Raw genomic sequence first — 22,127 nt, 5'->3', positions numbered from 1 at the left:
TGTTTCACATGAAACATTTGGAGGTAAAATGACTGAAAATAAAAATGAAGTATTAAAAGAAACCGAGGTTAAACATACCTATGATGCTGGCGAATACGATGTAATCGTAGTTGGTGCCGGTCATGCTGGCTCTGAAGCTGCTTTAGCGGCAGCGCGGATGGGACAAAAAACCCTGCTATTAACAATTAGTTTGGAAATGGTTGCTTTTATGCCATGTAATCCATCAGTTGGAGGCCCCGCAAAAGGCACAGTAGTTAGAGAAATTGATGCTTTGGGCGGTGAAATGGGTAAAAATATCGACAAAACTTACATTCAAATGAGAATGTTAAATACTGGAAAGGGTCCGGCGGTTCAAGCATTACGTGCTCAAGCCGATAAGCATGCTTATCATCAAGAAATGAAAAATACAATTGAAAAAGAACCTAATCTGGATTTGCGCCAAGCAATCGTAGATGATTTGTTAGTCAAAGATCACAAGGCAGAAGGAGTAGTAACTAATACTGGGGCAACCTACCATTCCAAAACAGTTGTAATGGCAACGGGGACTTCTGCTCGAGGACAAATTTATATTGGTGAATTGCGTTATTCATCTGGTCCTAACAACTCGCTTCCTTCCATTAAGTTATCAAAAAATTTGGAGAAAAAAGGCTTTAATTTAGAACGATTTAAAACCGGAACACCACCTCGAATTAATGGGAATACGATTAATTATGCAGAAACTGAAGAACAACCCGGTGATGCACAGCCGCGTCATTTTAGTTACACTACCCCATATAGTGATTACTTATCAGTAAGTGATCAGGTTTCTTGTTGGTTGACTTATACTAATCCGAAAACGCATAGTTTAATTCGAGATAATCTAGATCGTTCTCCATTGTTTAACGGGATTATTGACGGAATTGGACCTCGTTACTGTCCTTCTTTAGAAGATAAAGTAGTTCGTTTTGCGGATAAAGATCGTCATCAAGTGTTCTTAGAACCTGAAGGACGCGGTAATGACGAATGGTACGTTGATGGAATGTCTAATTCAATGCCTGAAGAAATTCAACAGGAAATGCTCCATTCAGTTAAAGGTCTGGAAAATGCACAGATGATGCGTCCGGGTTATGCGATTGAATATGACATTATTACACCGCAACAAATGAAACCTAGCATGGAAAGCAAATTAGTAGAAGGACTGTTCACTGCTGGTCAAACCAATGGGACATCTGGTTATGAAGAAGCTGCCGGACAAGGCTTGATTGCGGGGATTAATGCCGCACGGAAAGTACAAAATAAAGACCCATTGATTTTAAAACGTTCGGATGCTTATATCGGCGTCTTGTTAGATGACTTGGTTACCAAAGGAACTAACGAACCATACCGTCTCTTAACCAGTCGGGCTGAATACCGTTTGCTACTAAGAAATGATAATGCTGATATGCGTTTGACCCCAATTGGTCATGAGATTGGCTTGATTTCGGATGAAAGATATGCTGAATTTGAAAAGAAGCGCCAGGCAGTTGAAGACGAAATTAAGCGTTTGGAAAGCTTGCGCATTAAGCCAAGCGACAAGATTAATCAGTTTGTTGAATCACATGGAGATAAACCATTACAAGATGGCATTTTAGCAGCACAATTTTTACGTCGTCCTTATGTTGATTATGATAAATTATTGGAATTTATTCCGGCAACTGAAAATAAGTTAGATCCACGTGTGATTGAACAAGTTTCAATTCGAGTAAAATATGCCGGTTACATTAAAAAGGAAGAAGCTAAAGTTGCAAAAATGAAACGGATGGAATCTAAGAAGATTCCTGAAAACATTGATTATGATGCTATTGACGGAATTGCAACTGAAGGAAAACAAAAATTAAAGGAAATTCAGCCACAAACAATTGCCCAAGCTTCGCGAATTAGCGGAGTTAATCCATCTGATATTGCAATTTTAGGAGTTTATATTCAACAAGGTAAGATTGCAAAAACTAAATAATACTCAAGAAAATCGTGTAGAAACCTTACACGATTTTTTTATATTATAATGAAGTTATGGAGGAAACTATGGCTAAAAAAATTGTAAGAGCAACTAAACATGGTGATCAGGTTGAATTACCTGTTACTAGCGAGATTCGCATTGATCCAGATGGTGAATTTTATGTTTCACAAACTAATGAGGGTGATATTATTTTTACCCCGATTCATAGAGATATTTTTTCCAATCCAGCTTATGATGATATTGACTTTGCACAAACTGAAGTTGATATTGGCGGACTAATTGGAAGTGAAAAATTAGATGACTAAAGAATATATTCCTGATAAAAAGGATTTGATGTACCTTGATTTTGATCCGCAAAGCGGCATAGAAATCAAAAAGCGCCGTCCAGCATTAGTACTAAGTAATCAGGATTACAGTAAAAAGACAGGATTAGTTGCTGTTTCGCCAATCACGCATACGCGTAAGAACAAGATAACTTCGATTAAAGTCGGCGGGAAGCAGATTGACGGATATGTAAATGCACTACAATTTTATACTTTTGATTTTCGGGCGCGTGATGCACAATACATTGAAAAAGCATCGCAACAAGTTTATTTCAAAACTATGAATGTGATTAAACAAATCTTTTAGCTGGAGGAGAATCAGATGAAGTTTTATACAAACGATGGAGTTGAGATTGTCTACGATGATTTTGGCGAACCAGATAATCAGCCAATCGTCATTTTATCGGGGATTGGAGCTTATAAAGAATACTGGGAAGCAACCATTGAGATGCTGGTTAGTCATCACTATCGCGTGATTAACATGGATGCACGAAATCAGGGGCAATCAGAGCGAACTGGCAAAGGGTTGCGGATGGCTCGTCATGCTCAGGATTTACAAGAATTAATTGAAAAATTAGCTTTAAAAGACCCTATTTTAATGGGAAATTCCATGGGAGCTGCCACCATGTTTGCTTATGTTTCCCTATATGGAGACCAGCATGTTAAAGCCATTATTGATGTTGATCAAAGTCCAAAGATGATTAATGATGACACTTGGAAATTTGGCTTTAAAGATATTGGATGGGATGATTTTCACGAAGTGCTTAAATTTCCTTTTGGAAAAGCAACGCATAAAAATTTTGACAATCAATTATTTGCTAAATTACAAGCTTTAAAACAGGAATATCCATATGATGCAGAGTTGAATTATCCTTTATTAATCGATCATGCTACCCAGGATTGGCGTGATATTATCTTACATTTAAGTTGTCCATTATTAATTATTTGTGGCAAAAATTCGCCTTATTTTAATCCCGAATTTGGGAAGGCTACTGCTAAGATGTCAAATCAAGTATCAGTAGAAGTCGTTGATAATGCTGGTCACTTGGTTATGGCGGAGCAGCCGCAAGAATTCAATCGAGTATTACTTAATTTTTTGGGAAAACTTTAATCGATTGTCTTTGAAAAAGGCACTATAAAGTGAGTATAATAACAGAGTATTGAATAAAGCGATTACAAAATAATGGAGGGATTATGATGGCCGAAGAAAATGTTTTTGAAATTCATAAGAAACATACCGGTGTCCTTGGAATTGAAAGTGAATTTCCAGTTGATAACAAAACCGAACTGGGATTAGCTTATACTCCAGGAGTTGCTAAAGTAGCTAAAGCAATTGAAAAAAATCCGGAACTCAAAGATGTTTACACGATGAGTGGAAAGTTAGTTGGATTAGTAACTGATGGGTCTGCTGTCTTAGGATTAGGAAACATTGGTCCAGCAGCCGGATTACCAATTGTAGAAGGGAAGGCATTGTTATATAAAGATTTAGCAGATGTTAATGCGCTTCCAGTTGCTGTCGACCAAGGGAGTGCTGAAGAAATTGCTGCTAATATTAAAGCAGTTTCAAAAAGTTTTGCTGGAATTCACTTGGAAGATATTGCCGCACCAAAGTGTTTCAAAATTGAAGACATTTTGAGTGAACAACTTGACATTCCTGTCTATCACGATGATCAAGAAGGAACTGCTATCGTAATTTTAGCTGCCTTAATCAATGCTGCTAAAGTAGTTCACAAAGATTTGAAAGACTTAAAAGTTTTGATTAATGGAGCTGGAGCTTCAGGAATTGCAACTGGTAAATTATTGTATGCAGCTGGGATTGAAAATGTAACTTTAGTTGATATTGATGGAACCGTAAAACCTTATGATTCTAACTACAATGAATATCAAACTGGTTTAGCAATGAAGTTTAATGGTGCTAAAGGCGATACCTTAGATGAGGTTATTGACGGACAAGATGTTTTCATTGGTCTTTCAGTAGCAGATGTTTTAAGTGAAGCACAAGTAAAACGGATGGCAAAAGATCCAATCATCTTTGCTTTAGCTAACCCGGTTCCAGAAATTGATCCTGAAAAGGCGAAAGCAGCTGGGGCCGCAGTAGTTGCTACTGGGTCAAGTAAATATCCTAACCAAGTTAATAACATCTTGGTTTTCCCTGGATTGTTCAAGGGATTACTTGAAAGTGGGATAAAAAAAGTTACTTTCCATATCGAAGAAGTAGTTGCTGACGCTCTTGCTGGTATGATTCCTAATCCAACTCCAGACGAAATTGTTCCCGGAGTTTTTGATAAAGGTGTCGTTGAAACTGTTACAGATTCAATCATCAATTTAAAAAAATAGATTGTTAGGTGATTAGGCATGGATGCACAGATTAGAGACATTAATTTAGCTAATCCAGATGAATTTGAAGAGTGGAAAAACTTTTTAGAATCATTAGGAATCGCTAATTTTTCCGGTGCAGAAGTTGATCCGCTAGATGGTACAATTGGTCTCTTCGAAGGAGACAAATTAGTTGGAACCGGGTCTTATTCGGAAAACATTTTGAAATATATTGGAGTTTGTCATAAAGATACTAGTAATGGGGTTTATTTCAATAAAGTTGTATCTTCCCTATTAACTAGATTGGGCCAATTGGGAGTTTTTCATGTATTTGTGTTCACGAAACCTCAATATTCCAAAAGTTTCCAACATGTTGGATTTAGTGAAATCGTCCAAAGCGAAAATGCGGCCTTTTTAGAAACCGGGAACTATAATATCAAAGATTACCTGGCTGAGATTCCACATCTAGCAGGTGATGATATTTCTGCCATTGTGATGAATGCAAATCCTTTTACACTCGGTCATCGCTACTTGGTAGAAGCAGCTGCTAAACGCAGCAAACATGTCTACGTTTTTGTGGTAAGTACCGATAAGTCTTTGTTTAATTCCAAAGAGCGACTGGAATTAGTCAAAGAAGGCACGAAAGATTTGGAAAATGTCGAAGTAGTATCCGGAGGCGACTATTTAGTTAGTTATGCAACTTTTCCTTCTTATTTTTTAAAATCGGATAAGAGTAAAGTAGTTTATCAAACGACAATTGATGCTTTGGTATTCAAGGAATGGATTGCGAAAAATCTTAATATTAAAACTCGTTTTCTAGGTACCGAACCTGAATCAAAAACGACAGACGTTTATAATGAGGTATTGAGAGACGTATTGCCTCCAGAAGTCAAAGTGGAAGTGATTCCGCGAAAAGAAAACGGAAGCGGCGACATTATTTCAGCACGAACTGTTCGATTAGCAATAAAAAATGATAATATTAGTAGTATAAGGAATATTGTTCCAACTTCTACCTATGATTTTATTGAAAATCATTTAGGCGAACTACAGGATCGGATTAAGAAAGGAATGAAGATTGATGGAAATTAAGAAAACTGCCATGGATGGCACTCTTGAATCATCAGATATTCAAATTACGGTTAGTAAAGGTACTAACGGTGTCAACATCGATTTAACTTCTGACGTTAAGGAACGTTTTGGTGATGATATTATTGCTACTATCAAAAAAGTAGCTAGTGATTTCCAATTAGATAATGTAAATATTAAGGCTGTCGATCAAGGCGCTTTGGATTGTGTAATTAAGGCACGTGCCATTACTGCAATTCAACGAGCACTTGGAAATAGCGAAGAACCAGCATGGGAGGCACTCTAATGGCTTTTAAAAAAGATCGTTTGCGTAGAACCATGATGTTTGTTCCTGGTAATAACGCTGGTATGATTAAAGATGCCGGTATTTATGGTGCAGACTCAATCATGTTTGATTTGGAAGATTCAGTTTCACTTGCTGAAAAAGATTCTGCAAGAAACTTAGTTTACGAAGCATTGACAACTGTTGATTATGGCGATGCCGAATTAGTTGTTAGAACTAATGGTTTAGACACCGACTTCTTTGAAGCAGATGTTAAAGCAATGGTTAAGGCTGGAATCGATGTTATCCGAATTCCTAAAACTGAAAACGCCGACATGGTTAAAGAAATGGAAAACCTCGTTGTTGCAGCTGAAAAAGAATTTGGGATTCCCGTTGGGACAACTCATTTGATGGCTGCCATCGAAAGTGCCGAAGGGGTCTTAAACGTTCCAGAAATTGCAAAATCTTCTGATCGTATGATCGGGGTTGCTTTATCAGCCGAAGATTACACCACTGATATGCAAACTCATCGTTACCCTAATGGTAAAGAACTTGAATTTGCTCGTAACATGATTATTAATGCTGCACGTGCCGCTGATATTGCTGCTTTTGATACGGTTTATACCGATGTTGACAATACTCAAGGCTTAATTGATGAAACTGAATACATTCATGAATTGGGTTACGATGGTAAATCAGTTATTAATCCTCGTCAGATTCCAGTGATTGATAAAGTCTTTGAACCATCAAAAGAAGCAATTAAGAATGCTCAAAACGTAATTGCTGCTATCGAAAGAGCTCATCAAGCTGGTTCAGGTGTAATTGCAATGAACGGTCAAATGGTTGACCGTCCAGTTGTAATGCGTGCTGAACGTGTTATGAAATTAGCTCAAGCATCAGGACTCGTAGACAAGGAGGGTCATTACATTGGAAAATAAATTAGGTCGTGTATTACCTGAAACTCTAATGGAAAAACTTAACTTAAAACCTTTTGAAACTACTGTGATTGGTCATCCAATTGTACAAAGAACCGCTCCTAAGGTTAGAGTTTCTAATGGTGATGATAAAGTTACCAATGATTTGAAAAAAATCGTTCAAGATAATGTCAAAGATGGCATGACAATTTCATTCCATCATCATTTTAGAAATGGTGACTTTGTCTTTAACCAAGTTATGAAAATTATTATGGACTTGGGAATTAAAAACTTAACTTTAGCACCATCATCTTTGACTGGTGCCATGAACGATGTTGCCATTGAAGCTATCAAAAATGGTACAGTTACTAACATCACTACTTCGGGGATGCGTGGTTCATTGGGAGAAGAAGTTTCTCATGGAATCTTAAAAGATTCAGTTATTTTCCGTTCTCATGGTGGTCGTGCTCGTGCCATTGAAGAAGGAGACATTAAGATTGATGTTGCCTTTTTAGGGGTTCCAAATGCTGACCGTTGTGGTAATGCTAACGGAATGTACGGAGAAGAAGCTTTTGGTTCATTAGGTTATGCCTTAATGGATGCTAATTATGCCGACAAAGTGGTGTTATTAACTGATAATTTGGTTGACTACCCTAATACTCCAGCTCCAATTAACCAAACAATGGTTGATTACGTAGTTGAAGTGGATAAAGTTGGAGATCCTGACAAGATTGGTTCTGGTGCTACTAGATTTACTACTGATCCTAAGAACTTGAAGATTGCTAACTTGGTTAGTGATGTAATTACTAACTCTTCTTATTTCAAAGAAGGATTTTCATTCCAAACTGGTTCTGGTGGAGCTGCTTTGGCTGTTACTAGATACTTAAGAAAAGCTATGATTGAACAAAACATTCATGCTTCATTTGGTCTTGGCGGTATTACTAAGCCAATGGTGGACTTGCTTGAAGAAGGTTTAATTAATAAATTAATGGATGTGCAAGACTTTGATAAAGCCGCTGCTCAATCAATGAAAGATAATAAGAACCAACAAGAAATTAGTGCTTCATGGTACGCTGATCCTGATAATAAGGGTGCCATGGTTGACCAATTAGATGTTGCAATCCTTAGTGCGCTTGAAATCGATACTGATTTCAACGTTAACGTCTTAACTGGTGCAGATGGCATGATTCGTGGTGCTGTTGGTGGACATCAAGATGCCGGAACTGCTAAGTTAACAATCATTTGTGCTCCCTTAGTTCGTGGTCGGATTCCTTCAGTAGTTAAGAGTGTTGGAACTGCTGTTACTCCTGGTGATTCAATTGATGTTTTGGTTACTGAACGCGGAATCGCAGTTAACCCTAACCGTCCAGAGTTGATTGATCAACTTAAGAATGTCCCTGGAATTGATCTTTGCACAATTGATGAATTAGCTGAAAAAGCTGAAAAAATTGTTGGTAAAGAAGAACCATTGAAGTTTGACGATAACACAGTTGGTATCGTTGAATACCGTGATGGTACAGTGATTGATACTATCAAACAAGTTAAAGATTAATTAGATAATAAAAAAGCTTCTATCTTGCAATGAGGTAGAGGCTTTTTTTGAGAGGTAAATGATGAAAGCTGATATTTTTAAAAACGGCAGCGAACAAACGATTGCAGATGTTTTGCGAAATAAGGACCAACGGGCAGCACTGCAACAACAATTATTACAGCAGTATCCTGATGATACGATAGTTGCTGTCAAACTTAATATTCCAGGACCAATTAAGACGAATGACAAAATTGTAAAGTTATTCAAAGCTGGGATTAAACAAATTGAAACTATTTTACAAGCTAACGGAAAGTTATTAAAAAAAATTCAGCAAAATCAGCCGACAGGTCCAGAAAATTTTTATGTGTTTCAATTGTCTGGGATGCAGGTGAAGCAATTAGCATCTGAGTTTGAAGACCACAATCTGTTAGGTCGTCTCTTTGATATTGATGTGATGGATGCTAAAAACGCTCATTATTCACGCAAACAGTTAAATTGGCCGAGTCGCAAGTGTTTTATTTGTAATCGCGATGCCAAAGAATGCGGTAGAAACCGAACCCATTCGGTTGCAGAACTGCAAGCATATGTTAATCAAGTATACAATGAGGTATTTAGCGATGAAGGATAATGTTTTAGAGTTACCAATAGCAGTACGACGGCAGCATGAAGTAGTTTTAGCAGCGATTCAAGCGATGCTTTATGAAGTAGTTACCAATCCGAAACCTGGCTTGGTGGATCCTGTTAATAATGATGGCCATGCCGATATGGATGTTTTTAATTTTATTGATAGTGCAACGACGATGCAGCCATATTTACAGCAATGTTTTGCAGTAGGACACGAGTATGCTGGCAATGATTTAACAGAAATGTTTGCTAGGATTCGTCCCTTGGGAATTAAAGCTGAAAAGTTAATGTATCAGGTTACTAATAATGTAAATACGCATAAAGGGGCAATTTTTGCATTAGGTATTATGGTAACGGCAGTTGGTTATGCAACGTCTCAAACGCGACACGTAACACTGGGACAGATTATGCAGATAGAACAGCAGATGACAGCTGGACTGGTTAAGCATGATTTGAGTCAGATTCAAAATAAAGCCGAGTTAACAGCTGGTGAAAAACAGTTTTTGCAATATGGGACTACTGGAATTCGTGGGGAGGCTGAAACTGGTTTCAAAACGGTAATTGATGCCGGGTTGCCAGCATTATTAAACAGTACAGGAACGGAAAATGAACGAATTCTCACTGCCTTATTGAGTATTGTAGCTAACAATATTGATAGTAATCTGATTAAACGGGCTGGAAGTGTTGCGATTGTTGATCAAGTTCATCAACAAGTCCAAAAAATGTTACACGTGAAACACTCAACCGGGAAATTGGATTTACAGGAACTACAAAAAATGTGTCAGGAGTTTGGTAAACAAAATTTAAGTCTTGGCGGCTCAGCAGATCTATTGATTTTAACCATCTTTTTAGCTAAACTGTGTCAAAAAATATAAATTTAATGTTAAAATGAGCGCGATAGATAATATATGGCAATGTGGAAGGAAGTTTTTATTATGGCAGACTCTTTAAATGCAGCAAATGTAAAGCCAGGTTCAGAAGCAGTTGTAACTGGATTTGTACAATTTAACTCTTTGGCAGAAAAAGTAGTTAGTCGAATTGGCATGGATCATACTCCAGCTTATACGATTACTTTATCTGATCCCAAAGTGGTTAGCGGGGATGAAACATTAGTAAAATATCTTGAGAATCATTTTTATCATAGTGCCATTCATGATGATACGCGTGCTACTTATATTTCAAAGGCTCCATATGCGCCAACCATTTATGGGGCTAACTCTGATGCACCTGTGACAGGATTGCCTGCCAATGAAGTTTTACAAGTAGATGGTAAACCTGCTGCTTTGGCAGTTAACCAGCAAGTATATGTATTAGTTCGTTGCTTCAAACCTAAGAACTTTAATAACTTAGGCTTGGCTTTAGAAGCAGTTAAGATTCAAAATTTGGCTCATCCATTGTTATATACTGGCTTTGGCGCTGCTGAAGCTTCTGACTTTGGAACAAAAACGAATGTATTTGATAATGCAAACGTTGATTTTGATGGTTTTCCTAAGCAGGATTAATTAAATAGCAAATTAAAAAGGTCGCTCATGAATTAAATCATGAGCGACCTTTTTTGATTGTTAGTAGTCTAATAATCTAAAATAATCCTATTATTATAACCTTTTTGGAATTGATTCATAATCAGAATATTAATAAAATGAATTTAACAATATTTATTATTATTTTGTATAATAATATCATTCCTTTACAAACAAACTACTTACCAATCCGATTACCATAATGATGAACATACAAAGAAAGCCATAGTTAGCTCCCCAAACATCGTTTAAGCGACCAATAAAAGTTGACGAAAAGATTTCGATAAATTGTGCACCACCAGTCCACATTGAGGTAGTCCGACCCATATAAGATTTTTTTACAACTCGCATTAAAATAGTATTAATAGTTACTCGCAATGATGAATTAGAAAGACCAATTAAAAATGCAAATGAGTAAGTAAGCAGAGTGGATTTTAAAATAAATAAACTAAACAGTGCAATACTTGCGATTGTAAAGAAGGCTATCAACAAATGCTGTTTGTTGAATTTATTTAAAAGCCAGGCAGATAGTAAACCAGCAGCTAGGCCACCGATTCCATAACACATGTCGGTAATTCCGTAGGCAATACTGTTATCGTTTAAAATATTACTGACATATCCAGGCATTGAAACATTAAATAGTTGGGTCACAATCAAAGGAAGAATCGAGATTAATCCTAAAATCAAGATTAATTTATGTTCCAATACATAACTAAAAACGGAATTTTCTTTGACATTGTTTTCAGTTTTTGCAATTGTTTGATGATCTATCGGACTAGTAAACATCAAAATAATGGCAATTGAGAATAAAATAACATTTAAAAGCAAAATTGGAATAAAACCCACATAATTAATTACGACTCCAGAAGCAGCTCCAGCGAGAAACATGCCGACTTGCAACGAGATTTCAATAAAAGAGTTCGCCATTCCAAGTAAATTATCTGGCACGATTGCCTGTACATAACTTCGTGATGATGACATATAAGCAACCCAGCCAGCTCCTGTGACAATCGCTAACAGGTACATGGCGATAAGGTTAAATTTAAATAGATACAGCCAAAGAGCAATTAATGCAATTGGAATGGCACGGAAAACAAATGTAGCAATAATCACGTTTCTACGCATAAATTTATCGGTTATCCAACCAGCAATTGGTGAGATTAGAAAGCCTGCGAGTACGTTAATGGCTAAAAACATTCCTACAATACTATCAGAATGAGTTTGTTGTAAAACATACCAGTTAGCTCCGACTGTTGCCATTTCAACTCCAAAGCCAGAAATAATATCAGCAAAAAAGAAATTTCTAAATTTATTTTGCCGTAATAATGTAAAATTCATATTGATACCCGCTTTCTGTAAAAATAATTGATTACAGAGTATTGTACATTCTGTTTTAATTTGTAGTACGCTTATGTAAAGTATCTCGTCACTATGAATTGAGGGCGTTAAAATGACTAACGGGGAACTAATAAAAAAGCTGCGTCAAGAAAGAGGAATGTCTCAACTACAGTTATCTAGAGATATTTCTAGTCGGACTACTTTATCATCATTTGAGAATAATAAATCAAGAGTCGCAAGCGATATTTTGTTCAAGTATTTAAAAAGAATGAACGTTACTGTGCAGGAATACACTTTCTATCTCAATAACAGTACGCAAACTGAAAAAGAACAGGCTTTACAATATTTTCAGGAAAACATTTATCAAGAAAGAGATTTTGAAATTCAAAAAAGAATTTTAAATTTTCAAGCTAAATACAAAGATTATAATGACTTCTTTTTTTGCTGCTTATCAATTGAATTGAAATTATTTTTGAACAAATCACATGAAAAACCTGTTTTTGATGTTGATGAAGATATTGGTTTAATCAAGAATTATTTAGAAGGAATTCAACAATGGGGACACTTTGAAATGTTTCTATTTTCGAATTGTCTGCAAATTTTTAGTAGCGAGTATATTCGTGCAACGTTCAATACGTTATTTAGAAAGACTAAAATTTTGAGTCAAATTGATACTTATAAAAGTGATCTGGCTATCTTTTTAAATAACTGTATTGTTTTATCATTTGAACGAAAAGATTTTCAAAATGCTCGTTTTTATATTCAGCAATTGAATAGTGTTTCTCAAGATACACCGCGAAAAATGTATGATAAATTAATGAGTAATTATTATCTAGAACTTTTAAAACACTTAATCACGAGAAATTCGATGGTAACAAGTGTTATCAATCAGTTTGAAATGATGGGATTTGATGAACACGCTGATCGATTATCTGAATTTAAAGATAGAATGGAATATGAAGTTAATGGGATTATTTCTTAATATTGATGGATTTGTCACCTTTTCAAGTAATTAATTTAACTGATTTAATGCCAAATTATTGGAAATAAAAAGGAGAGATGAAATCATGATAACGCTTAAAGAATTACACGATAAAGTCAAGTCTGATTATGAAAGCGGAAAGTACGATAGTGCCAAAAAATTTTATACCAAGGGAAGCCAAAATAAAGCGAATTATAAATATACCTATCATGGGGCAGAAAAAAATAATGTATCAGACTATCAACGTGGCTATACTCAAGCATTAAATGACTATAATAATCATCGGCATTTTAAGTTGTATCCCAAAAGAATTGTTGATTTTTTGAATAAACTACTTGGAAATCGGTTAATAGAAATCTCTGATTTTATTGATGGGTATGTAACGGCTAAACATGAGATAAAACGAAATAATTAGTTTCAGCTTTAAGATTCGTATTTTAACCTGCAAATTTTAACCTGCAAAGGAGAGATAATCATGGTTAAATTCATTGAGCGAGAAACTCATTTTATGCCTGCTAATAACAAGTTCGTCCAACGCAAATTCTTTGATATTCCATATGCAAATGGGAAACGGCGATTATTAGACATTTATTTGCCTAATCAGCATCAGGAAACCTATCCAGTTATTATTGATGTGCATGGCGGCGGGATGTATTTTGGCAGTAAAAGTTCTAGTAAGCTTAATGGTGCATTAGCCTTATTAAAACATGGCTATGCGGTAGTAAGCCCAAATTACTCATTGAGTTATATGGCACCATTTCCAACGCCAATTTATGAATTAAAAGCAGTTGTGCGTTGGGTAAAGGCAAATGCGAATCAATATCATTTTGATCCACGCAACGTGTTTATGATGGGAGAATCATCTGGAGCACAATTAGCGATGCTAGTAGCAGCCTCAGAAGCTGACGGAGAGTTACAAACTGATTTTGGTGGAAATTTTAATTATTCAAGTCAGGTAAATGGCGTAATTGCTTCATACGGACCTTACAATTTGGCTATGATGAAACCAGAGTTTGAAGTTTTAGGACAAACACCAAAATTTACCGAAACTGGAGAAGCCGACTCATTTGAAGGAGCTATGCTCGGGTTTCATCGTCCTAGTGATGTCCCTCATTTAAATGCCATGGCTAATCCTGCTACATACCTTAATCAGGTCATGGTTCCAGTTTTAATGTATGCTGGAACTGGAGACCGTGTAGTTCCTTACATTCAAACCGTTAATTTGGCTGCTAAAGTCGCAGAAAAAATTGGCAGTGAAAATGTTGAATTACATATTATCAAAGATGTTCCGCATGGTCCTAGTGGGTTTATGAATGAAATGGTTTATGCACAAAAAGTGAAGTTTTTACAGCGTAATCTCGCTTATTAGTGGTAAAATTAAAGAATAATGAGACAGAAATGAGGAGACTAAATGAAAACCTTAAAAGGAATTTTAGGCTGGGTAATTCCAATTGTGATCGGCTTAGCAGTTGCTTTACTGATTAAACAATTTGTCTTCACCATGGCACGAGTTGATGGACCATCAATGCAACCTAATTTGGAAAATAACGAACGAATTATGGTCTGGTGTCAATCTAAAATTAAGCATGGCAGTGTGATTGTGTTTAATGCCACTGGACTTGATCCCGATGCACCGTCAAATGACAGTCCAATGAAACGATTATTAGGAAATGCCGGAACCGACTACGTTAAGCGGGTAGTTGCTTTGCCAGGCGATACAGTAGAGTTTAAAAATGGCGATTTGTTGGTTAATGGTAAAAAAGTTGATCAAAGCTATATCAGCAGTAGCCAACAAAAGCAGGGAACCGAGTATAATAATCAGCCGGGTAATTGGAATATTAACTCCCTTTCAAATAACTGGCCTAAGAACAAAGGAGCTATGAAAGTTAAACAAGGTCAATACTTTGTCTTAGGAGATCACCGAAGTGTTTCTAACGATAGTCGTTATTGGGGCTTTGTACCTAAAGACCACGTGATTGGGGTTGTTAAGACTTTCCCATGGAGTACTGATAAACAAAAACGTGATAATGTTAATGATCGTGATTATTAAAAATAATTAAGTAAAATCCAGCAATGTAGGTTGCTGGATTTTATTTGTTTTTATGAGCATAAATGCCTAAAATAACAGGTAAACCAAAAGGAGTTAGAATATGACAGAATTAAATCAACCAATTACACAAGCAGATATCAAAGAAATGAAAAATGCTTTAGAAAAACGTTCCGATCAAGAAATTGTGACCAACGCGGTTTTAAGCAATGGGATTAATAAAACCGCTACGAATGCTAAAGTTTTCAGTAAATTAAATCATACTTTTTCTAATGAAATTGATACGGGTAAAGTTTCTAATCAAAAGCATAGTGGACGCTGCTGGTTATTTTCAATTTTAAATACTTTACGGCACCGTTTTGCGGTTAAATATGATAAAAAAGATTTTGAATTATCTCAAAGTTGTTTATTCTTTTGGGATAAAATTGAACGGGCTAATATGTTTTACGACCGAATGATTGCTTTGGCAGGACGGCCAACTAGCGACCGTGATGTTGCTTTTTATTTGAGTCGTCCAGGTGAAGATGGCGGACAGTGGGCAATGGCAGCTGCGTTAGTTCAAAAATATGGCGTTGTTCCACGTGAAACATTCCCAGAAACAGCTGTGACTGAAAATACAAGTGACTTTGATATGTTCTTGAATCGTAAGATGCGTCATGACGGGATGAAACTGCGTGATTTAGTGAATGACAATGCATCGGATGCTAAGATTATGGAAACTAAAGCAGCTATGATGCAGGAAATTTATCGGATTACCGCTGAATCAGTCGGTGTCCCACCTGAAAAATTCGACTTGGAATATCGCGATGATAAACATCAATATCATTTAGACCAAGGACTAACTCCAAAAGAATTTTACAATAAATACATTGGGGTTGATTTAAATGATTTTGTGGTTTTGACCAATGCCCCTGATAAGAAAATGGATGAAATGTATTCATTACCTAGCCAAAATAACGTGGTTGGTGGAATGCAGATTGAATTTTTGAATGCACCGATGAAAGAATTGAAAGAAGCAGCGATTAAACAAATCAAAGATGGCGACACAGTGTGGTTTGGAAACGATGTACTGCAACAAATGGATCGTCAAAAGGGATATTTGGATAGTGAATTATACTTGCAGGATAAGTTGTTTGGAGTTGATACCCAGATGACAAAGACTGAACGACTTGAATATCATGAAGCTGAAGTTACACATGCCATGACTTTGACGGGCGTGGACTTGATTGACAATCAACCAATTAAATGGAAAGTGGAAAATAGTTGGGGTGAAAAGATTGGTGATAAAGGCTACTTCGTGATGTCAGATAGCTGGATGGATGACTTTACTTATGAAGTTGTAGTTAAGAAGAACTATTTAAAGGAAAAACAACTGGAAGTACTAAAACAAGCTCCGATTGTATTGGAACCATGGGATTCATTACAATAAACAAAATTATTATTGTAATAAGCTAAAACAAACCTATGTAAGCGATTACATGTTAGACTTGTCTTGATTTAAAATTTAGTTAATCAAGGAGTCTGTAATCATGAGTGCCGAAAATAAAAATGAACCACTTTTTTTAAAACCAATTCTGCATCAAAAGATGTGGGGTGGAACGAACCTGAAAGAATCTAATTTGCCAATTAAAACAGACCACGTAGGTGAAGCATGGCTGGCATCGGTATATGGGCAGGATTTATCTAAAATTAGCAATGGTAAATTTAAAGGTAAAACCTTAAAACAAGTTTGGCATGATGAACCAGAGCTGTTTGATAATCATCGTTCAAATCAAACATTTCCCTTATTAGTCAAAATGCTGGATGCCAAAGAAAATCTTTCCATTCAAGTTCATCCGAATGACGAAAATGCCAACAAATATTTTTCGGAACCAAATGGTAAAACTGAGTGTTGGTATATTTTGGCTGCCAAGCCTGATTCGGTGGCTTATTATGGTCATAATGCGCAAACTGCAGCCGAGATGAAATCCGCAATTCAACAACATCAGTTAGAAAAAATTTTGACGACTATTTCCGTTAAGCCAGGTGATTTAATTTATGTACCCGCAGGAACTTTGCATGCTTTAGGAGCAGGAATTGTGGCATTAGAAGTTGAACAAAGTTCTGATAATACGCTGCGCTTTTATGATTTTGACCGAGTTGATCCAGAAACTGGAGAGCAGCGTCCTTTAAACATTAAGGATGCGATTGCGGTTACAAATTTTCCTAATATTGTTCCTAGTCAGGATATGACCAACCCAATTCAAGATACGCATAATCAAGCTATCACCAGTATTTTACGTTCAAAGTATTTTACGCTTAAAAGAATTAATGTTGATGGAGAAACTAATATCACTAGTCATCATTATTCGATTAACGTTGTTATTAGCGGTTCTGGTACGCTATCAGATGATAAGCAGGAATATCAAATTAAAAAAGGCGACACTTTTATCATGCCGACCCCAATTACAAACTATCAATTTAATGGTAAATTAACTTTAATACAAGTTACAGAATAAAAAATGATCCATCAAATTAAATTTTGACGGATCATTTTTTTCTTATTTAAAAATAAACAATGAGAGTGCCAATCCTAATAATGTAATTAAAAGAACTGGAAAAGTAATTACAACACCAATCTGACAATATTTTTTCCAACCGATTTTGATACCTTGTTTACCTAAAACTTGGAGCCAAACTAACGTTGCTAAAGAACCGATAGGAGTTAATTTAGGTCCAAGATCTGAGCCGATAATATTGGCGTAGACTAAAGTTTGATGCATTATTCCAGTTTGCCCTGCAGCTTTGATCGAAAGTGCGTCAATCATCGTGGCAGGCAAATTGTTCATAACTGAAGAGAGTAAGGCTGCCAAAAAGCCCATTCCTAAATTAGCTGTTATTGTTCCTAAGCTAGCAAGATATTTAATGATGGTGCTTAAAATATTGATTAATCCAATATTTTGTAACCCATAAACGACTACATACATCCCTATCGAAAAAATAACAATGTTCCAAGGAGCACCTTTAATTACTTTTTTAGCATTGATTTTAGGATTTTTATGACAAATAAATAAAAATATTAATGCAATTGGTAGAGCAATGATAGACACAGGTATGTTTAATGGTCCACTCAGGAAATAACCAATTAATAAAATAAGTAAAACCAGCCATGACAATTTAAATAACTTTTTACTAACGATGGCATCAGCTGGATTATTAATTAAATCAGTTTTGTAATGTTTAGGAATACTTTTTCTGAAATACCAGTATAAAATGCCAAGACTACTCATTAACGCAAATAAATCTGGAATTATCATGACCATGGCATAGCTGCCAAAGCTAATATTAAAGAAGTTAGCGGAAATGATATTGATTAAATTACTTATTACAAATGGTAATGAAGTTGCATCCGCTATGAAGCCACAAGCAATGATAAATGGAAAAGTATCTTTTTTATCAAACTGCAGGGCTCGCATAATTTCAATTACGATGGGAGTTAAAATCAAAGCAGCTCCATCGTTAGCAAAGAAAGCAGCTACTAACGCCCCAAAAGTAAGTATTAATGTGAAGAGCCAAGTTCCATTTCCATTAGCTAATCGGGCAAGATGCAAAGCGGCCCATTTAAAAAAACCAATTTCATCTAAAGTAAGGGAAATGATGATAATGGCAATGAATGCTAACGTAGCATTCCAAACAATTCCAATTACGGTGTTAACGTCGTTTAAATTAACTACTCCTAATGCTAAAACTGCGATAGCACCAATAGAAGTGGGCCAGCCAATTGATAATTTTTTGGGCTGCCAAATTACAAAAATTAATGTTACGACAAAAATAAAAATTGCTAAAATTGTTTTAATCAATAATTTATCACCTTGATTAATATAGAATTTATTTAAAGCTATTTACATATGTTAAAACTTAAAATATTTTTTGACAACCTTATTTTTTAACTAATTAAATAAAAAAATCATTCTAATAATTCCCCATAAGCAGTTAAAATCAGTTATTATTAATACAATACAGACAATCCGAGGAGGAAGAAAATGGAGATCATTTTAACAATCATTTTAGCGATTATCATTATCAATGCTGTTGCAGCAATCATTACTGTCTTTAGACAGCCGAGAAATATTGCGGCTACTTGGGCTTGGTTATTGGTGTTGATTTTTATACCAGTTCTTGGTTTTTTGTTTTATGCTTTTTTTGGACGTCGTTTGCCAAAAAGCAGTTTATTGCGATTATCAGGTAGTTCTAAGAAACAAGTAACCGCTGAAATTAATCGGCAAAAATCATTATTAGGCCATTTTGACGAAAAAGCTGATCCAAATAACAAATTAGTTAATGAATCTGCTGGATTAGTAGAAATGTTTATGAATTCAGATACTGCTCCGCTTTTAGGGCATAATGAAGTTGAAACATATACTGGTGGCGATACATTTATCAAACAATTATTTGAAGATTTTAGAAACGCTAAAAGTTCGATTAATATTGAATTTTATACTTTTTATGCCGATAAAATTGGACATCAAGCCTTAGATGTTTTGGTTGAAAAAGCCAAACAAGGAGTTGATGTGCGAGTTATTTATGATGCTTGGGGTTCAATGGGAACTAATGAAAAATTTTTCAAACCATTGATTGATGCTGGCGGACGTGCTTTCCCATTTTTGCACAACAAATTTAATGTGCTTGATATGCGGGTGAATTTCCGTGATCATCATAAATTAGTAACGATTGATGGTAAATATGGTTATATTGGCGGATTGAACATTGGTGACCAATATATGGGATGGGTACCTAAATTTGGTAACTGGCGTGATTGTATGATTCGTATTCATGGTGATGGAGTTTATGGATTGCAATCTAGATTTTTATTGGATTGGAACGGCACAGACATTAAGTCACGAATTGATCCAAATGATCCCAAAGAAAGCGCTAAATATTATCCTCCAATTAAAACAGATGGAAATGCTATTATGCAGATTGTTTCTAGTGGTCCAGATTCTCCGATGGAACAAATCAAAATGGGATACATCAAGTTGATTGAAATGGCGACTAAATCATTGAAAATCACTACTCCCTATTTAATTCCTGATCAATCTGTTCTAGATGCAATTAAGGTTGCGGTTAATTCTGGCGTAGATGTAGAGATTGTTACTCCAGATATGCCGGATCATCCGTTTGTTTACCGAGCAACTCAGTATTACACACAACAATTAACTGAGTTGGGTGTAAAAGTTTATGCTTACAACAATGGATTTATGCACGCTAAAACAATTGTAGTTGATGATAAATTAGTTTCAGTCGGATCTGCAAACTTTGATTATCGTAGTTTTGGGCTTAATTTTGAATGTAATGCATTTGTTTACGATAAAGGTTTGGCTAATAAGATGGAAGAGATCTTCCAACAAAACATTGAAGACAGTACATTGCAGACAAAAGAAATTTTTGCTGATCAATCAGCATGGTTGAATTTTAAGCAACATTTTAGTCGTTTACTATCGCCATTACTATAAGAAGAGTTATGTATGAAAAACAAAAGTCGAGTAAAACTAGCTGGCTACGAGTTGCTTTAGGAGCGACGGTAGCTGGGATTGTAGTTTTAAAAAGTAAAAAATGTAGTTAAATATTAACGTAATTATATAAATAGTCCACGTAAATTAATTTTTACGTGGACTATTTGTATTTTACAGAGTTTATTTATTCTTCATAACAATTGGTTTATTTAATTTATCACACATATTTACAATGATGATAATAACAAACAAGATTAGCGTTAAATAAAAGACATTATGAAAGGCTGTCAACAAAATTTGATTAATTTCTCTAACTAACTCACTTGATAAGTGAACTGCTGAAGCATTTTTAGAAGAAATTACACTATTTAATAATTTGGGATTAATCTGCGGATAGTGATTATGTTCAAGATTGAGAGTTAGGTTAAAAACAAATCCAAAAATTCCAGTCATTACAGTTTGTCCAAGAGTTCGGCCCAAAGTAATCATTGAGGAAGCTACGCCTACATTTTCTTTAGGCACAATCGCTTGAGCTACTACAGTATTCATGGTAATTATAATACCTAAGCCGGCACCAGTTACTCCAGCAATAACGTAGAACCAGACAATGGGTAAAGATACTGAACTACAAACCAACACGAGATAAAAAGCAAATTGAATAATTACAATTGGAATTGTAATAAATTTGGGAGCAAGATGTTTAATTAATGCTCCAACAAAAAATGATGTGATTAACCAAGCAATTGGACCAGGAGTAATTGCTAAACCAGCAACGGTAGCAGATACTTTATAGATTGATTGAAGCCACATTGGGAAGTAAATTTGGAATCCAAATTGAATACCGCTTAGGAGTAAAGCAGTCAGAATCTGGGCAGAAAAAGTCCATGATTTAAATAATTTGAGTGGGATGACAGGATCACTGGCATTCTTTTCAGTACGAATAAATAACACGAAAGATATCACAATAATTACTAATCCGATTATTAACAATGAATAGTTAATTTTAGGATCACTTAATAACTGTAATGTTACTAAGAGTGAAATTAAAAATAAAGCTAACCAGGAACTGCCAAAGTAGTCCATTTTAAGTGTAGTTGTTTGTTGGACTGGATCGCGATAGCCAAAGTAAATCAAGATAAAGACAATCATTCCTAAAGGAACATTAATAAAGAATATCCAATGCCAGCTTAATTGATCAACGATAAAACCACCGATGATGGGACCAATCAAAGCTGAAATTCCCCAAGCAGTATTATTCCAAGCCATCATATTGGAACGTTCTTCGAGTGGGAAAATATCTGCAATTAGTGTGAAGGTGATTGGCATGATGGCCCCAGCACCTAATCCTTGTAAAGCACGAGCTGCAATCAACAATCCAATGTTAGTTGCCAACCCACAAGCCATTGAGCCTAGAGTAAAAACAGCCAGTCCAAAGAGAAAAATGGGTTTTCTGCCGATTCGATCACTGAGTTTTCCGTAAATTGGAGTACTCAAAGTCGTTGTTAGTAAGTAGGTGGCAAAGACCCAGCTTTGAAGTGCTAAACCATGAAGACTACTTAGAATTGACGGCAAAGCAGTAGTAACAATCGTGGTCTCTACGGATGTCATAAAAGTAGCAATCAAAACTGAAATAATAATTAAAAGTTTTTTCTTAGTCCATTTCTTTTTCCGTTGCAAAATAAAAAACCCCCTTCAAACTTATTTCGATATATATCGA

At 35.6% G+C, this 22,127-nt stretch carries 22 protein-coding genes; 19 read left to right on the top strand and 3 right to left on the bottom strand.

Translation table 11 applies throughout. The features are described 5' to 3' along the window. Positions 1 to 28 precede the first annotated feature (28 nt). The 12 genes from mnmG (at position 29) to BHU33_RS05220 (ending at position 10,533) form a co-directional block, all read left to right on the top strand. The gene (gene mnmG, locus BHU33_RS05275; protein ID WP_054646510.1) at positions 29 to 1,972 is read left to right on the top strand and encodes a tRNA uridine-5-carboxymethylaminomethyl(34) synthesis enzyme MnmG; all 1,944 of its coding nucleotides are present in this window, start codon (positions 29 to 31) and stop codon (positions 1,970 to 1,972) included. Positions 1,973 to 2,040: 68 nt separating this feature from the next. Continuing rightward, entirely contained in the window at positions 2,041 to 2,280 is a 240-nt protein-coding gene (locus BHU33_RS05270; protein WP_054646511.1) for a hypothetical protein, read from the top strand. Beyond that, positions 2,273 to 2,605, top strand: coding sequence for a type II toxin-antitoxin system PemK/MazF family toxin (locus BHU33_RS05265; RefSeq protein ID WP_054646512.1), 333 nt, complete (start codon positions 2,273 to 2,275; stop codon positions 2,603 to 2,605). The genes BHU33_RS05270 and BHU33_RS05265 overlap by 8 nt, the downstream gene beginning before the upstream one ends. Before the next feature lie 15 nt (positions 2,606 to 2,620). After that, the gene (locus BHU33_RS05260; RefSeq protein WP_054646513.1) at positions 2,621 to 3,409 is read left to right on the top strand and encodes an alpha/beta fold hydrolase; all 789 of its coding nucleotides are present in this window, start codon (positions 2,621 to 2,623) and stop codon (positions 3,407 to 3,409) included. Positions 3,410 to 3,495: 86 nt separating this feature from the next. Next, complete coding sequence (locus BHU33_RS05255) at positions 3,496 to 4,635, top strand: NAD(P)-dependent malic enzyme (RefSeq protein WP_054646514.1); 1,140 nt, start codon at positions 3,496 to 3,498, stop codon at positions 4,633 to 4,635. Positions 4,636 to 4,653: 18 nt separating this feature from the next. Continuing rightward, on the top strand, positions 4,654 to 5,703 hold the full coding sequence (gene citC, locus BHU33_RS05250) for a [citrate (pro-3S)-lyase] ligase (protein ID WP_054646515.1): 1,050 nt from the start codon (positions 4,654 to 4,656) through the stop codon (positions 5,701 to 5,703). Beyond that, the gene (gene citD, locus BHU33_RS05245; protein WP_054646516.1) at positions 5,693 to 5,986 is read left to right on the top strand and encodes a citrate lyase acyl carrier protein; all 294 of its coding nucleotides are present in this window, start codon (positions 5,693 to 5,695) and stop codon (positions 5,984 to 5,986) included. Before citC ends, citD begins: the two co-directional genes overlap by 11 nt. After that, positions 5,986 to 6,900 carry a citrate (pro-3S)-lyase subunit beta gene (citE, locus tag BHU33_RS05240; RefSeq protein ID WP_054646517.1) on the top strand — a complete coding sequence of 305 codons (915 nt, stop codon included), beginning with the start codon at positions 5,986 to 5,988 and terminating at the stop codon, positions 6,898 to 6,900. Before citD ends, citE begins: the two co-directional genes overlap by 1 nt. Next, a complete protein-coding gene (citF, locus tag BHU33_RS05235; RefSeq protein WP_054646518.1) occupies positions 6,890 to 8,428 on the top strand; it encodes a citrate lyase subunit alpha in 1,539 nt (512 codons plus the stop codon). Before citE ends, citF begins: the two co-directional genes overlap by 11 nt. Positions 8,429 to 8,489: 61 nt before the next feature. Next, entirely contained in the window at positions 8,490 to 9,035 is a 546-nt protein-coding gene (gene citX, locus BHU33_RS05230) for a citrate lyase holo-[acyl-carrier protein] synthase (protein ID WP_054646519.1), read from the top strand. Then, positions 9,025 to 9,906, top strand: coding sequence for a triphosphoribosyl-dephospho-CoA synthase CitG (gene citG / locus BHU33_RS05225; protein WP_056997766.1), 882 nt, complete (start codon positions 9,025 to 9,027; stop codon positions 9,904 to 9,906). The genes citX and citG overlap by 11 nt, the downstream gene beginning before the upstream one ends. A 60-nt stretch (positions 9,907 to 9,966) precedes the next feature. Continuing rightward, on the top strand, positions 9,967 to 10,533 hold the full coding sequence (locus BHU33_RS05220) for a hypothetical protein (RefSeq protein WP_054646521.1): 567 nt from the start codon (positions 9,967 to 9,969) through the stop codon (positions 10,531 to 10,533). Between the two features lie 177 nt (positions 10,534 to 10,710). Here BHU33_RS05220 and BHU33_RS05215 read toward each other — a convergent pair whose 3' ends face one another. Beyond that, the gene (locus BHU33_RS05215) at positions 10,711 to 11,889 is read right to left on the bottom strand and encodes an MFS transporter (protein WP_078775186.1); all 1,179 of its coding nucleotides are present in this window, start codon (positions 11,887 to 11,889) and stop codon (positions 10,711 to 10,713) included. Positions 11,890 to 12,001: 112 nt separating this feature from the next. On the opposite strand from BHU33_RS05215, the gene BHU33_RS05210 reads away from it, so the two are divergent. The 6 genes from BHU33_RS05210 to BHU33_RS05185 all read left to right on the top strand — a co-directional run bounded on the left by BHU33_RS05210 (position 12,002) and on the right by BHU33_RS05185 (position 17,416). Beyond that, on the top strand, positions 12,002 to 12,871 hold the full coding sequence (locus BHU33_RS05210; RefSeq protein ID WP_054646522.1) for an Rgg/GadR/MutR family transcriptional regulator: 870 nt from the start codon (positions 12,002 to 12,004) through the stop codon (positions 12,869 to 12,871). Positions 12,872 to 12,956: 85 nt separating this feature from the next. After that, positions 12,957 to 13,286: a hypothetical protein gene (locus BHU33_RS05205; RefSeq protein WP_054646523.1), complete on the top strand. Its 330-nt coding sequence runs from the start codon at positions 12,957 to 12,959 to the stop codon at positions 13,284 to 13,286. A 60-nt stretch (positions 13,287 to 13,346) separates the two neighbouring features. Next, positions 13,347 to 14,240: an alpha/beta hydrolase gene (locus BHU33_RS05200; RefSeq protein ID WP_054646524.1), complete on the top strand. Its 894-nt coding sequence runs from the start codon at positions 13,347 to 13,349 to the stop codon at positions 14,238 to 14,240. Positions 14,241 to 14,282: 42 nt separating this feature from the next. Then, on the top strand, positions 14,283 to 14,921 hold the full coding sequence (lepB, locus tag BHU33_RS05195; RefSeq protein WP_054646525.1) for a signal peptidase I: 639 nt from the start codon (positions 14,283 to 14,285) through the stop codon (positions 14,919 to 14,921). A 100-nt stretch (positions 14,922 to 15,021) separates the two neighbouring features. After that, positions 15,022 to 16,347 (top strand): C1 family peptidase, encoded by a 1,326-nt coding sequence (locus tag BHU33_RS05190; RefSeq protein WP_056997765.1) that lies wholly within the window; start codon positions 15,022 to 15,024, stop codon positions 16,345 to 16,347. Positions 16,348 to 16,447: 100 nt separating this feature from the next. After that, positions 16,448 to 17,416: a type I phosphomannose isomerase catalytic subunit gene (locus tag BHU33_RS05185; protein ID WP_078775187.1), complete on the top strand. Its 969-nt coding sequence runs from the start codon at positions 16,448 to 16,450 to the stop codon at positions 17,414 to 17,416. Positions 17,417 to 17,458: 42 nt separating this feature from the next. Here BHU33_RS05185 and BHU33_RS05180 read toward each other — a convergent pair whose 3' ends face one another. Continuing rightward, positions 17,459 to 18,754, bottom strand: coding sequence for an arsenic transporter (locus BHU33_RS05180; RefSeq protein ID WP_054646555.1), 1,296 nt, complete (start codon positions 18,752 to 18,754; stop codon positions 17,459 to 17,461). A gap of 186 nt (positions 18,755 to 18,940) precedes the next feature. Here BHU33_RS05180 and cls point away from each other — a divergent pair, with 186 nt between their 5' ends. Next, positions 18,941 to 20,410, top strand: coding sequence for a cardiolipin synthase (gene cls / locus BHU33_RS05175; RefSeq protein WP_054646526.1), 1,470 nt, complete (start codon positions 18,941 to 18,943; stop codon positions 20,408 to 20,410). A gap of 180 nt (positions 20,411 to 20,590) precedes the next feature. Here the strand turns inward: cls and BHU33_RS05170 are convergent, their stop codons facing one another. After that, entirely contained in the window at positions 20,591 to 22,087 is a 1,497-nt protein-coding gene (locus BHU33_RS05170) for an MFS transporter (RefSeq protein WP_054646527.1), read from the bottom strand. Positions 22,088 to 22,127 lie beyond the last annotated feature (40 nt).

It is taken from the genome of Fructilactobacillus lindneri DSM 20690 = JCM 11027 (assembly GCF_002907375.1).
In the GTDB taxonomy this organism is placed as follows: Bacteria; Bacillota; Bacilli; order Lactobacillales; family Lactobacillaceae; genus Fructilactobacillus; species Fructilactobacillus lindneri.
The sequence above is the reverse complement of the archived record's forward strand: the minus strand, read 5'-3'. Positions and strand labels throughout refer to the sequence as shown.